This is a genomic window from Amycolatopsis suaedae (assembly GCF_004214935.1).
In the GTDB taxonomy this organism is placed as follows: Bacteria; Actinomycetota; Actinomycetes; order Mycobacteriales; family Pseudonocardiaceae; genus Amycolatopsis; species Amycolatopsis suaedae.
This window is the reverse complement of the sequence record NZ_SFCC01000008.1, coordinates 208,480-221,449: the sequence shown is the minus strand read 5'-3', so window position 1 is coordinate 221,449 and position 12,970 is coordinate 208,480. Positions and strand designations below refer to the sequence as shown.

15 protein-coding genes are annotated in these 12,970 nt (G+C 73.3%); 10 read left to right on the top strand and 5 right to left on the bottom strand.

Annotated features, from left to right (window positions below; all coding sequences use genetic code 11):
- Positions 1-65: 65 nt before the first annotated feature.
- From EWH70_RS17470 to EWH70_RS17435, 8 genes are all read left to right on the top strand, one after another.
- Positions 66-890, top strand: coding sequence for a biotin--[acetyl-CoA-carboxylase] ligase (locus tag EWH70_RS17470; RefSeq protein ID WP_130476481.1), 825 nt, complete (start codon positions 66-68; stop codon positions 888-890).
- Between the two features lie 64 nt (positions 891-954).
- Positions 955-1,524: a PH domain-containing protein gene (locus EWH70_RS17465; protein ID WP_205669152.1), complete on the top strand. Its 570-nt coding sequence runs from the start codon at positions 955-957 to the stop codon at positions 1,522-1,524.
- Between the two features lies 1 nt (position 1,525).
- Positions 1,526-2,470, top strand: coding sequence for a hydroxymethylglutaryl-CoA lyase (locus EWH70_RS17460; protein ID WP_130476480.1), 945 nt, complete (start codon positions 1,526-1,528; stop codon positions 2,468-2,470).
- Between the two features lie 110 nt (positions 2,471-2,580).
- Positions 2,581-2,997 carry a YbaB/EbfC family nucleoid-associated protein gene (locus EWH70_RS17455; RefSeq protein ID WP_130476479.1) on the top strand — a complete coding sequence of 139 codons (417 nt, stop codon included), beginning with the start codon at positions 2,581-2,583 and terminating at the stop codon, positions 2,995-2,997.
- The gene (locus tag EWH70_RS17450) at positions 2,994-3,311 is read left to right on the top strand and encodes a hypothetical protein (protein WP_130476478.1); all 318 of its coding nucleotides are present in this window, start codon (positions 2,994-2,996) and stop codon (positions 3,309-3,311) included. The genes EWH70_RS17455 and EWH70_RS17450 overlap by 4 nt, the downstream gene beginning before the upstream one ends.
- 9 nt (positions 3,312-3,320) lie before the next feature.
- On the top strand, positions 3,321-4,853 hold the full coding sequence (locus EWH70_RS17445) for a TNT domain-containing protein (RefSeq protein WP_130476477.1): 1,533 nt from the start codon (positions 3,321-3,323) through the stop codon (positions 4,851-4,853).
- Positions 4,850-5,128: a hypothetical protein gene (locus tag EWH70_RS17440; RefSeq protein ID WP_130476476.1), complete on the top strand. Its 279-nt coding sequence runs from the start codon at positions 4,850-4,852 to the stop codon at positions 5,126-5,128. The genes EWH70_RS17445 and EWH70_RS17440 overlap by 4 nt, the downstream gene beginning before the upstream one ends.
- Positions 5,129-5,170: 42 nt before the next feature.
- Positions 5,171-5,734: a GNAT family N-acetyltransferase gene (locus EWH70_RS17435; RefSeq protein WP_130476475.1), complete on the top strand. Its 564-nt coding sequence runs from the start codon at positions 5,171-5,173 to the stop codon at positions 5,732-5,734.
- On the opposite strand, the gene hisN is transcribed toward EWH70_RS17435, so the two are convergent.
- Positions 5,731-6,516 carry a histidinol-phosphatase gene (hisN, locus tag EWH70_RS17430; RefSeq protein WP_130476474.1) on the bottom strand — a complete coding sequence of 262 codons (786 nt, stop codon included), beginning with the start codon at positions 6,514-6,516 and terminating at the stop codon, positions 5,731-5,733. The genes EWH70_RS17435 and hisN overlap by 4 nt on opposite strands.
- Before the next feature lie 42 nt (positions 6,517-6,558).
- On the opposite strand from hisN, the gene EWH70_RS17425 reads away from it, so the two are divergent.
- Entirely contained in the window at positions 6,559-7,251 is a 693-nt protein-coding gene (locus EWH70_RS17425; protein WP_130476622.1) for a response regulator transcription factor, read from the top strand.
- A 4-nt stretch (positions 7,252-7,255) separates the two neighbouring features.
- A complete protein-coding gene (locus EWH70_RS17420; protein ID WP_130476473.1) occupies positions 7,256-8,542 on the top strand; it encodes an ATP-binding protein in 1,287 nt (428 codons plus the stop codon).
- An 85-nt stretch (positions 8,543-8,627) separates the two neighbouring features.
- Here EWH70_RS17420 and EWH70_RS17415 read toward each other — a convergent pair whose 3' ends face one another.
- The 4 genes from EWH70_RS17415 to EWH70_RS36195 all read right to left on the bottom strand — a co-directional run bounded on the left by EWH70_RS17415 (position 8,628) and on the right by EWH70_RS36195 (position 12,883).
- The gene (locus EWH70_RS17415; protein ID WP_130476472.1) at positions 8,628-8,990 is read right to left on the bottom strand and encodes a Pvc16 family protein; all 363 of its coding nucleotides are present in this window, start codon (positions 8,988-8,990) and stop codon (positions 8,628-8,630) included.
- A gap of 264 nt (positions 8,991-9,254) precedes the next feature.
- Positions 9,255-9,875 carry a response regulator transcription factor gene (locus tag EWH70_RS17410; RefSeq protein WP_130476471.1) on the bottom strand — a complete coding sequence of 207 codons (621 nt, stop codon included), beginning with the start codon at positions 9,873-9,875 and terminating at the stop codon, positions 9,255-9,257.
- Between the two features lie 120 nt (positions 9,876-9,995).
- Positions 9,996-10,646 carry a response regulator gene (locus EWH70_RS17405; RefSeq protein ID WP_130476470.1) on the bottom strand — a complete coding sequence of 217 codons (651 nt, stop codon included), beginning with the start codon at positions 10,644-10,646 and terminating at the stop codon, positions 9,996-9,998.
- Positions 10,643-12,883 carry a sensor histidine kinase gene (locus tag EWH70_RS36195; protein ID WP_240687033.1) on the bottom strand — a complete coding sequence of 747 codons (2,241 nt, stop codon included), beginning with the start codon at positions 12,881-12,883 and terminating at the stop codon, positions 10,643-10,645. The genes EWH70_RS17405 and EWH70_RS36195 overlap by 4 nt, the downstream gene beginning before the upstream one ends.
- Positions 12,884-12,970 lie beyond the last annotated feature (87 nt).

Here is a 12,970-nt window from a genome sequence, read left to right as displayed (position 1 = left end):
CACGCCAACACTGTATGTGGTCGGTCAGCGCGATCCCGGTTGGCGGGACTCATTACCCTGATGGAATGAATCAGCGGAGCACGCCGATCGACGTCGCCAGGCTGCGGGCGGGCCGGCTCGCCCCCGAGGGGCCGTACACCGTGCTGGACGTCGTGCCCACCACCGGCTCCACCAACGCCGACCTGCGGGCCGCGGCGGCCGACGGCGCGGACGACCGGACGGTGCTGATCTCCGAGGAACAGACCGCCGGACTGGGCAGGCGGGCCCGGCACTGGGCCTCGCCCAAGGGCACCGGTGTCTACTGCAGCGTGCTGCTGCGTCCGGCCGGCGTGCCGTTCGCCGCGCTCGGGTCGCTGACCGTGGTCGCCGGGCTGGCGGTGCTGGAGGTGGCGAACCGCCTCGGTGTCGACGCCGTGCTCAAGTGGCCCAACGACGTGCTCGCCGGACCGGACCACGCCAAGTGCGCGGGCATCCTGTGCGAGGCGTTGTCCTCCGACGAGGCAGGCGTCGTCGTCGGCATCGGCATCAACGTCCTGCCGCTGCCGGAACGGGTCGCGCCGGGCCCCGGCGGGCTGGCCGCCACCTCGCTGGCCGAGCAGCAGGCCACCAGCGTCGACCGCACCGACGTCGCGGCGATCCTGCTGGACGCCTTCGCCGAGCGCGAGCGGCGCTGGCGGGCGGCGGGGGCCGACCTCGCCGAGGCCGGCCTGCTCGACGGCTACCGGCGGGCCTGCGCCACCCTCGGCCAGGAGGTCAAGGTCGTCGGGCCGGACGGGGCGACCACCAACGGCAAGGCGGTCGACGTCGACTCCGGCGGACAGCTCGTGCTGGAGAGCGGCGAGCAACGGCGCACCGTGTTCGCCGGTGATGTAGTGCACCTGCGCTGGTGACACGGACGGCATCCGGCGGAGTACGGTAAGCGCACCAGTTGCCGACAACACGGGAGCGCTTGTCGTGGCCTATCCGGACGATCTGCTCAGCGAGGGCGAACGCGTCGTTGTGCACAAGCACCCGCATTTCAAAATGCTGGTGTTGCCGATCGTGATCCTGCTCGTGGTCATCGCGGGCGGCGTCTGGCTCGCCGTGCTGGCCAAGGACAGCACGCCGCCGTGGGACATGATCTGGCTGATCGCCATCGCCGCCGTCGCCGTACTCCTCATCGTGTGGCTGTTCCTCGCGCCGTTCGTGCGCTGGCGGACCACGCACTTCATCGTCACCACCGACCGGGTGATCGCCCGCGAGGGCGTGGTCAAGCGCACCGGGATCGACATCCCGATGGGCCGGATCAACAGCGTCCAGTTCGAGCACGGGCTGACCGACCGGATCTTCGGCTGCGGCACGCTGATCATCGAGTCGGCCTCCGACGAGCCGCTGAAGTTCGACGACATCCCGCAGGTGGAGAAGGTGCACACCTACATCTACCGCCAGGTCAACGACAACCCGTACGACGACTACCCGCCGGACACCACGCAGCCCGCCGACCCCGGCCCGCAGCAGCAGCCGCGCGGCCGCCGCGGCCGCTGACGTGGGGGCGCGCGACGTCGGCCTGCCCGCCACGGTGCCCTCGGCGGGTGAGCTGCCCGCCGAGGTGACCATCTGGGAGGTCGGCGCCAGGGACGGCCTGCAGAACGAGCAGTCGGTCGTGCCGCTGGAGGTGAAGCTCGAGTTCCTCGGCAGGCTCGCCGACGCCGGGCTCACCGTGCTGGAGGCGACCAGCTTCGTGCACCCCAAGTGGGTGCCGCAGCTGGCCGACGCCGAGGCGCTGCTGGCGAAACTGGACCGCCGGGACGGGGCGCGGTACCCGGTGCTGGTGCCCAACGAGCGCGGCCTGGACCGGGCGCTGGCCGCCGGGGTCGGCGAGATCGCGGTGTTCGGCAGTGCCACGCAGACTTTCGCCGAGCGCAACCTCAACTCCGGGCTGACCGAGCAGTTCGCGTTGTTCGAGCCGGTGGTCGGCAGGGCCCGCGCCGAAGGGCTGCCCGTCCGGGCGTACCTGTCCATGTGCTTCGGCGACCCGTGGGAGGGTCCGGTCCCGGCCGCGCAGGTGGTCGACGCCGGGCGCAGGCTGCTCGACCTCGGCTGTTTCCAGCTGTCGCTGGGCGACACCATCGGCGTGGCCACCGCGGGTCAGGTCGAACGGCTGATCGCCGCGTTCGCCGACGCGGGTGTGCCGGCGTCGGCGCTGGCCGTGCACTTCCACGACACCTACGGTCAGGCGCTGGCCAACACGCTGACCGCACTGCGTTGCGGGGTGTCCACTGTGGATTCCTCGGCGGGTGGCCTCGGCGGCTGCCCGTACGCCGAGTCGGCGACGGGCAACCTGGCGACCGAGGACCTGGTGTGGGCGCTGGACGGACTGGGCGTGCGGACCGGCGTCGACCTCGACGCACTGGTGGCCACCAGCGCGTGGATGGCCGGGTGCCTCGGCAGGCCCAGCCCGTCCAGGGTGGTGCGCGCGCTGGCAGGCTAGACCGGGCATGCTTGGTGTGAACCGGTTCGCAAAATCTGGGAACCGAAGCGGTGGGGGCTGCGTCTCACGAGTCACCGGGTGCTGTCACCGCAGGATCGCTGGAGGTGTCGATGGAGGGCTACCAGGCTCGGGTGGACGAGTTGCTCGCCGACTACCGCCGCAGCCGGGAACAGCTCGCCGGGACCCAGCGGGAGCTGGCAGCCGCCACCGGGACCGCCCGTAGTGCCGACGGGCTGGTCACCGCGACCGTCGGGGCCAGAGGCCTGCTCACCGGCCTGACCATCGACCCCGACGCCTACCGTGCCTACCGGCCCGAGGAACTGGCCAGGCAGATCGTCGCCACCACCACCGCGGCCGCCGTCCAGGCACTGGCCGCGGCCGGTGAGGTGCTCGCACCGGCGTTGCCAACCGGTGCCGACCCGCGTGCGCTGCTACACGGCACCGCCGACCTGCGCGACAGTGAGATCGAGCCGGCGGCGCCGGACGAGGACAGCTACGAACGGCAGAACTGGGTGGCGGAGCGGTGAACAGTGGGTTCGAGGTCGACGCCGAGCGCGTCGCGGCCGGTGCGGCGGAGGTCGAGCACCTGGTCGCGCGGGCCGCGGCGATCGCGGGGGAACTGGAGCAGGCGCTGTCCGGCCCGGTGTGGGGAGACGACGCCATCGGGCGCAGCTTCGCCGAGGCGCACACCGCCCGAGCCGAAGTCGCGCTCGACCGGGTCCGGGGTGTTGCCGGGAGCCTCGAGGGGATGGGTGACAGGCTTGCCGAGGCCGCCGCGCGGTACCGGGAAGCTGACGAGACGGCCGCCGAGCAGGTGGAGTCCACCGACGTGAACAACTAGGGGAGCGGTATGGGGATCGAGCTTCCCGGGGAGCTCACGGAGGTGGCGGCCGCTGTCGGCCTGGCCTGGCCCGAGGCCGACGAGACCGCCATGGCCGCGCAGGCCGAGGTCTGGCGGCGCGCGCAGCGCGAGCTGACCGCGCTGGCCGCGGACGCCGACGACGTGGTGGGTGCCGCGGTCAAGGGCCTCAGCGGCACCGTCGGGGAGGCCGCGACGGCGGCGTGGGCGAAGGTCGGCGACCCGGAGCTGGGCACGCTCGGCGCGGCGGCACGGGACGCCGGGGCGGCCGCCGACCGGCTGGAACACGCGGCCGAGCGGATCGCCAAGGCCAAGGTCGAGATGGTGGAGCAGCTCATCCAGGCGGCCAAGCAACGCGACGCCGCGCACGTCGCCGCCCAGGCCGGGCACCCGGACGCCCTGCTGGGCCTGGACACCGTGTTCGCCGGGACCGCGGCCGTGCTCGGTGGCGTGCGGGAGGGGCTGGTGGCCGAGCTGGCCACGGCCGAACCGGGCCGCACACCGCCGTCGGGGATACCGCTGGCGCCGGACACCGGCCCGGTGCGGGCACCGTATGAAGGCCTGCTGCCCGACGGCGGCTTCGAGGACGTGCCCACCCCGCCGTCCGGCACGGCGCTGTCCGGCGACACCGGCCCGATCCCGAAACCGGCGCAGGGCACCCAGGCCGCCGGGTTCACCGACGCCGGACCGGGGGCGGCACCGGCCGCACCAGCGGCACCGCCCGCGGTGTCCCAGCCCGGCGCACCGCCGGGGTACGCGCCGCCCGCCTACCCGTACCAGCAGCAGCCCTACCCGCCGTACCGGCAGCAGCCGGGACAGCCGGTCCCACCGGGGTACCCGCCGGTCTACCCGCAGGCACCGCGGCGGCCGTCCCGGCGCCAGCCACTGGGCGCTCCGCGGCGGGAGCGGGAGAGCATCGTCGCGTTGTTCCTGGTGCACATGTTCCCGATCGGGCATCTCCCGGTCGCCGCGGACCGGCCGGCCAGGCAGCTGCCGCATCCCGCGCCGGGGACGGAGGCGTCCTGCTTCCCGCCGCACGACCACCCGGAGTCCGGCCGGATGGACAGCACCGAGGCGCTCGGCAAGATCCACGCGGGCTGGCGCCGCCATCCCACGCCGCCCGGTACGGCGCCGGAGGAGGTGCTGGCAGGCTACGAACCGGCTGCCGGCGTCGACGAGCAGGCGTGGCCGCCCGCGGAGGAGTACCCGGAGGGCTGCCGGGAGCCGGGCGAGCCGGTGCTGCTGCCCGAGGGCACCGAGCTGGACCGCTTCGGGCCGGTGGCGGGCAGGGTGTTCGCCCCGGCCGGGGTGGCGTTCGCCGGGCGGTCGCTGCCGCCCGCGTTCGCGGCGGCCGAGTACCGCCGCTACCGGGTACGCCGGACGCTGCCGGTCTGGCACGCGGTCAGCGCGCCGTGGTTCGGCCAGGACGGCGGCGCGGTGCGGTACCGGACGCTGTACTCGGCCGACGAGCTGGTGACGATGGGGTATCTGGTGGACGTGACGTTCGAAGGGCGGGGGGCATGAACGCCGAGACGATCGGCCGGTGGCTGGAGACCCTGGGCGTGCCGCCGGAGGTGGTGTCCATCGGCACCGAGGCGGACAACGCGTGGTGCCTGCTGCGCACCGAGCTGCCCGAGGAGGACGGCGTTCCGGCCTGGGAGGTGTTCTGGCGCGAGCAGGGCAACCGCTACGACTGGGCACGGTTCAGCAACGAGCAGGTCGCCTGCCACTACCTGTTCGGCCGCCTGGCCTGGGCGCAGGTGGCACGTGGTGCGGTCGGGGTGCTGCCAGGCCGCTAAATCGCTCGATTGTTCGAGTCCCCGGTGTCACGCTCTTGAGTTATGACAACGTGGGAGATCGTTCGGGAGGCCGACCTCGGCCGTGACGACCACGCGGCGCTGTCGGCGCTGCTTCGGGTGTCCTGCTCACGACCTCCCGCCGTGCGGACCAGCTGGTTCGGGTCCCGGCCCGAGGTACGGGTGGTGGCCCGCGAGGACGGGGAGGTGGTCGCCCACGCGGGCGTACTACGCCGGTTCGTCCAGGTCACCGAGCACGGCGCGCCGCTGGAGGTGCTGGTCGGCAACGTCGGGCTGCTCACTGTCCATCCGGACCACCGCGGCCGCGGGCTCGGCAGGGAGCTGGGTGACCGGCTGTGCAAGCTGTTGTCCGGGCTGAGCGTCCCGTTCGGGCTCGTGCTGTGTGATCCCGGGATCGTCGGTTACTACCGGAGCCTGGGCTGGCACCGGCTGCCCGAGGTGGACGTCCGTTATCTCGACTTCGAGCAGCGCGACCCGTTCCGGGTGGTCAGCGAGCGCTGTGCCAGCACCATGGTGCTGCCGGTGCGGGTGCCGCTGAGTGCCTGGCCCACGGCGGAACGGCTGGAACTGGCCGGCAGTCAGGTCTAGTGGCGCAGGACGTCCAGGGCGGCGTCGTGCAGCAGGCCGTTGGTCGACAGCGCCGAACCGCCGTCGAACCGGTCACCGCCGTTCAGGTCGCCGAAGCGGCCACCGGCCTCGGTCACCAGCACCTGCACGGCCGCGACGTCCCACGGGTTCACGATCGCCTCGGCGGCGATGTCGATGGCCCCCTCGGCGACCAGGCAGTGCGACCAGAAGTCGCCGAACGCGCGGTTCTCCCAGCAGGCGTCGGTCAGCGCCAGGTACGCCTCGCGGGAGTGGTGCTCGGTCCACGAGCCCAGGTGGGTGGTCGACAGGTAGGCGTCGGCGAGGTCGCCGACCGCGGACACCGAGATGCGCCGTGTCCCGGCCGTGTCCCGGCACCAGGCGCCGGAGCCGGTGGCGGCCCACCAGCGGCGGCCCAGCAACGGCGCCGACACCATGCCGACCACCGGCACACCGCCGTCGACCAGCGCGATGAGCGTGGCCCACGCGGGTACGCCACGCAGGAAGTTCTTGGTGCCGTCGATCGGGTCGATCACCCAGGTGCGGCCGTCGCCGGTGGTGCCGCCGCGTTCCTCGCCGGCGATCCGGTCGCCGGGTCGCCGGTCGGCCAGGACCGCGCGCAGCGCGTCCTCGACGGCGGTGTCGGCGTCGGTGACCGGGGTGCGGTCCGGCTTGCGGCTCACCGCCAGGTCCAGGGCACGGAACCGGTCGGTGGTGATGGCGTCGGCGGTGTCAGCCAGCTGGGTGGCCAGTTCGAGATCCTGCGCGTACCCGGTCACGATCACGATCGTTTCACGCCCCGTGGTCGTAGAGTTCACCAGGTGAGCATGGTGCTACTCGCTGAGGACGACCCGGCCATCGCCGAACCGCTGTCCCGGGCCCTGCAGAGAGAGGGCTACCAGGTGCGGGTGGTCGCCGACGGGCCGGGCGCGCTGGAGGTCACCACGTCGGACAGGGTCGACCTGCTGGTGCTCGACCTCGGCCTGCCCGGCATGGACGGGCTGGAGGTGTGCCGCCGCCTGCGCGCGGGCGGTTCCGAGCTGCCAGTGCTCATGCTGACCGCCCGCACCGACGAGGTGGACTTCGTCGTCGGCCTGGACGCGGGCGCCGACGACTACGTCGCCAAGCCGTTCCGGCTGGCCGAGCTGCTGGCCCGGATCCGCGCACTGCTGCGCAGGCGGGCGCCCGAGGCGCTGGAGGCCGGCGGGGTGCGGATGGATCTGGGCGCCCGGCTGGTCACCGTGGACGGGCGGGAGGTGCAGCTGGCGAACAAGGAGTTCGAGCTGCTGCGGGTGCTGATGAGCCGGGCGGGCCAGGTGGTCAGCCGCGACGAGATCCTCGCCGAGGTGTGGAACGACCTGGAGTCCAAGACGTCGAAGACGCTGGACATGCACATGTCCTGGCTGCGCCGTAAGCTCGCCGTCGCGCAGGAGGGTTCGCCCCGGCCGGGCCGCAACCACGACACCGAGCGCCGGATCGCCACCGTGCGCGGCGTCGGCTTCCGCTTCAACGCCGAGTGACACCGTGCGCCGCCGCATCCTGTTAGCCATCCTGCTGGCGGTGGCCGTCACCGGAGCGGCGCTGGGCATCCCGCTCGGCATCACGGCGTGGACGCTGGTGGAGACGCTGGCCAGGGACGACCTGGTGGCCAGCGGGCAGCGGATCGCCGCCACCCTCGACGACGACCTGGCCAACGGCAGGCCGATCGTGCTGGAGGGGGTGCGGGCGGCGGTGCCGTCCGACGGGCTGCTGACCGTGCGGCAGCGGGGCCAGGCCGACCTGCACTACGGCGTCGACCCGAGCACGAACGCCATCGCGGAGACCGTGCCGATCGCCCGGGAGGGCACCGTGACGCTGGCCATCCCGGCCGGGCCGCTGCGGGCGACGCAGACGCAGGTCACCGCCGGTGTCGTGTTGCTGGTGCTGTTGTCGGTCGGGACCGGGACGGTGGTGGCGACGGTGACCGCGCGGCGGCTGGCCCAGCCGCTGCGGCACGTCGCCGAACGGGCCGCTCGCCTCGGTGGCGGCGACTTCCGGCCCGATCCCAAGCGTTACCGGGTCGGGGAACTGGACATGGTGGCCGAGGCGCTGGACTCGTCCGGTACCGCGCTGGCGCAGCTCGTGCAGCGGGAACGGCAGCTCGTCGGCGACGTGTCGCACCAGCTGCGCAGCAGGCTGACCGCGTTGCAGCTGCGGCTGGAGCCGCTGACCGGCCACGAGGACCCGGAGGTCGCCGAGGACGCGCTGGCCGCGCAGGAGCAGGCGGACCGCCTCGCCGAGGCACTCGACGAGCTGCTGGCCGCGGCCAGGGCGGCCAGCGAGGAGAGCGCCGAGGTGGTCGAGTTGCCGGTGGCGTTGCCGGAGATCGCCGAGGAGTGGATGCACCAGCTCCGGGCCGAGGGTCGCAACCTGCGGGTGCGGGCCGGTGACGGCCTGCTGGTGCGGGCGACGCCGGGGCGGCTGCGTGAGGTCGTCGGCGTGCTGCTGGACAACGCCAGGCGGCACGGCGCCGGCACCGTCACGCTGGCCGCGCGGCGCGGTGACACCGAGGGCACGGTGGTCGTCGACGTGTCCGACACCGGCGCCGGGGTGCCCGACGAGCTGGCGCCGCACATCTTCGACCGCGGCTTCTCCGGCGGCGGCTCGACCGGCGTCGGCCTGGCGCTGGCCAGGGCACTGGCCGAGGCCGACGGCGGCAGGCTGGAGCTGTCCGGCAAGCGGCCCGCGGTGTTCAGCCTGTTCCTGCGCGCGCCGCGCCCCGCCGACCTGGTGCCCGGGGTGAGCTGGCCCGCCGCCCGTACGCCGCGCTAGTTCCCCAATGTGGCATTGGGGAACTTGAAGTACCCCAATGCCACATTGGGGTACTTCAACGCACCAGAAGCCACATTGGCGAGAACTAACGCGGCCGGCGGACGACCGCGACGAAACCGGCGCGGGCGGGCAGGCCGAGGCTGCTCCACAGCGCGCCGGCGTCGGTGCGGGCCACCCGGGTGGCCGGGCCGCCGCCACGCACCGCACGCAGGGCGTGGTCCAGCAGCAGGTGCTCCCGCCGGGTGTCGGCCGCCCGCGCGGTGACCAAATAGGACAGTTCACACGCGCCGGTCGCGGTGGTACGCAGTCCGAACAGGAACAGCGTCACCACCGGGCCGCCCGAATCCTCCCGCCACACCGGGGCCGGCGGCTCCAGCCGCACCGCGACGCCGTCGGGCAGCTGGCTGGTGAGCAGGCGGCTCAGCGCCGCGTCGGCCTCGGGGATCACCTGACCAGCGTGCGGCCCGGCGGGCCGTTCCGGTAGGACCCGGCGAAGGGCCGACCGGGCGCCCCGGGCCGCCCTTTCGGGCAGCCCGGGGGCCACCCCCCCTGAGGGTGCGTCTGCCGGGTGGGGCCTACTGCGCGCGGCCAGCGCGGCGATCGCCTGCGTTGTCGGCAGGCCCGAGTACGATCCAGTACGAGGGCCTGCCTCCGCCTTGGCGATCACCACGCTGATCCACGCTCGCTACGGCCCCACCCGGCAGACACACCCTTAGATCAATCCCTCGCGCATGGCGTAGGCCACGGCGTGGGACCGGTTGCGCAGCTGGAACCGGTTGGTGACGTCGTGCAGGATCGCCTTCACGGTCCGCTGCGAGTAGGACAGCTTCGCGGCGATCTCCTGGGTGGACAGCCCGGCCGCGACCAGCCGCAGCACGTCGCCCTCCCTGGCGCTGATCCCCGCCAGCCGCATGCCCTTGGGCTGCAGCACCTGCCGCTGCAGCCGGGACACGCTGGTCAGCAGCCTGCCCAGCACGTCGGGCGGCAGCGCGCCCTCACCGGCCGCGGCGGCCCGCACCAGGCGCACCAGCATCTCCGGCGTCGCCTCCGCGCGCCGCGCGACGGCGCAGACGCCGTACTCGACGGCCGTCAGCACCTCGTTGTCGTCGACCTCGCCCACGACCAGCACGATCCGCGAGTGCCCCCGGCACTGCAGCTTGCTCAGCTGCCGGGTCATCGCGTCGTCGAGCCGGTCGGTGACCAGCAGGACGACCGCCCCGACGTCGACGCCGCTCTCGACCACCTCGACCTCCGGCCGCGGGCGCAGCGCCGTGCGCACCCCGTGCTTGAGGATCGGGTCGGTCGCGTGCACGAGCACCGGAATCCGTCCCATGGTTTGCCCCCTCTGGTGAGTACCCGCCTCCCTACGGTTACTCACCCTGCCGGGGGAGGTGTCCCGGGCGCATGGGACCGGTGTCCCGTTCTTGCCCGAACGGGCGTACCCGAGTTCGGCTCAGCGGCCCAGTCCGGCCTGCCGCGCGCGGACGATGGCCTGCGCCCGGTCGGCCACCTGAAGCTTGCTGAACACGCTGGAGATGTGGTTGCGCACGGTCTTCGGGCTGAGCGAGAGCGACTGCGCGATGGCCGAGTTGCTCCGCCCCTCGGCGACCAGCCCGAGCACCTCACGTTCCCGGCTGGTCAGCTCGGGGAACACCGGGTCGGTCGGCGGGGCCGGGCTGCTGAAGAAGCTCAGCACCCGGTTGGCGACGTCCGGGCCGAAGATGGCCTCGCGGCGGCCCACCGCCCGCACGGCGCGGATGATCTCCTCCGGCTCCGCGTCCTTGAGCAGGTAGCCGCGGGCACCGGCCCGCATCGCGGCGAACACCGACTCGCTGTCGTCGGCCATGGTCAGCATCAGCACCCCGGCACCCGGTACGGCGGCGACGATCCGCCCGGCCGCCTCCACCCCGCTGATGTCGGGCAGGTGCAGGTCCATCACCACGACGTCGGGCCGCAACGACTCCGCCGCCTCCACCGCGAGTGCCCCGCTCGACGCCTCGCCGACCACCTCGATCACCGGCTCCGCGCCGAGCATGGTGCACAGCCCGAAGCGGAACAGTGGATGGTCGTCGACCACCAGGACCCGGACAGCCGCATTGGTCATGGCTTTCCCTCCGGTAGTGGCAAGACGGCGGCCACCCGGGTGCCGCCGCCGGGCGGGGAGTCGACGGTGAACTCGCCGCCGAGTTCGGCCGCCCGCTCCCGCATGGACGTGAGCCCGATGCCGGACCCGGGGCTGCCGGGGGTGAGCCCGGCGCCGTTGTCGGTGACGTCGATCTCCAGCGCGTCACCCGCGCGCAGGGTGACCGTACAGCGGCTGGCGTGGGCGTGGCGGACGACGTTGGTCAGCGCCTCGCAGACGATCCGGTAGGCGGCCACGTCGACCGCGGGCGGCAGCGGCGGCAGCGCCTCCGGCGCCTCGAGGACGACCTTCGGCCCGTCCTCACCCGCGTTCATCGCGTCGACGTGGTCGGCGATCGCGCCGAGCAGTCCCAGCTTCTCCAGCGCGGGCGGCCGCAGATCCTGTGCGAGCCTGCGGACCTCGGTGATCGCCAGCGTCAGCGCGTCCTGCAGCTTGCCCAGCAGCACCCCGGCGGGCCCGTTCTCGCCGACCGTCTGCCTGCCCGCCCGCAGGCCCAGGTTCACCGCGGCCAGCGTCGGGCCGACGCCGTCGTGCAACTCCCGCAGCAGCCGCCGCCGCTCCTCCTCGCGGGCACTGACCAGCCGGTCGCGGCTGCGGGTCAGGTCGCCGGTCAGTTTCGCGGTGTAGACCATCGTCCCGGCGTGCCGGGCGACCTCGTCGAGTACGTCGTGCGACCTGCGGTCCAGCGTCTCCCTGGCGATCACCAGCTGACCCACCCGCTCGCCGCGGTGGGTCAGCGGGAGCCTGCGGGACAACGGTGTCGGCGTCCCGAAGCTGGCCGCCACCTCGGTGCCGGCGTCACGCTCCAGTTCGATGGCCACATAGGGCAATCGCAGAGCGGCGCCGATCGTTTCCACCAGCGCCGGAAGCTGCTCGCCGGGCCCGGGCAGCTTCTCCAGCCGGGCGGCCAGCGCGGACACCATCCGGTACGGGTCGGTCTGCTCGCCGTAGAGCCGGGTGTTGATCAGGGCCTGCAGCCGGGCCCGCAGCGGTTGCACGGCCAGCGCGACGGCCACCGCCGCGCCCGCCTGCTGCCAGAGCTGGTCCAGCGGCCCGAACAGCAGGTGCAGCGCCCCGACGACGACCAGGTAGAGCGTGGCCAGCGCGACGCTCAGGCTGCCGTAGACCAGCGACCGGCTGATCACCACCTCGATGTTGAGCGCCCGGTGCCGCAGGATCGCCAGCGCGACCGCGACCGGGACGCCGAGGAACGACAGCGACGAGTACTGCACCGGCAGCGGGGTGGTGCCGGTCAGTGCCTGCGGGATCGACCACAGTCCCAGGTAGAGCACGGCCCCCGCACCCAGTGCGAACGCCAGCCAGCGCAGCCTGCGCCGCACCAGCGGATCGGGTCTGCTCACATAGGACACGACCAGGACGCCGACCACGAGCACCGGGAAGGTGTACAGCGCGCCGAGCGCGGGCGAGCCGGTCGTGGACAGCCGCGTCAGCGGGTCGTCGACGGTGAGCAGGGTGAACACGGCGGGAACGGCGTACAACCCGACTGCCGCGACGTAACCCGCGGCCACCCGTACCCGGAACCGGCGCCGGTCGCTCACCTCGGGGAAGGCCAGCGCGAAGTGCAGCATGCCCGCCCAGAGCAGGGTGAACCCGAGTTCGCCCGCGTACCAGCGCCAGAACTGGTCGCCCGCGACCAGGTCCAGTGCCTCCAGGTCGAAGAAGCCGGACGCGGTCACGGCGACGAACGCCAGCGTCGACGGCACCAGCCCGGCCGCGGCGGCCGGGTCGCGCGGACGGGCACGGAAGATCGCCAGCGACACCAGCAGCAGCGCGGTGGCCACCACCAGCGACGGCCAGGACGTGGCGAGGTTGCCGAGGACGGGGAAGTCGTGCAGCCGGACCTCGATCGTGCGGGTCACCCCGTCGCGCAGCACCTCGTAGTGGAGGACCTGGCCGACGGCCACGGGCGGTCCGCCGGGCAGGACGCCGACCGCCGCACCGACCGGCACGCCGTCGATGGCCAGGATCCGGTCGCCGGGCAGCAGCGGGCTGTAGGACTCCACGCCGCGGACGACCACACCACCGGAGCCCACGGCGGTGTCGCCGACGTTGATCGTGGTGCCGTCGCTCGCGCTCTGCCCCCGCCACAGCAGGGCCGCTCCACTGGCGAACAGGAAGACGGCGCCGAGCAGCAGGACCAGAGCGGGCGCCCACCGCGCACCCGCAGAATGCGACACGCTGGAAGCATCCCGCAGTTCGGACGTCCAGCCCAGCTAATTCCCCTGGCCGCCAGACGCCGGGCCACCCGTTTGGCGCAGTGGTTC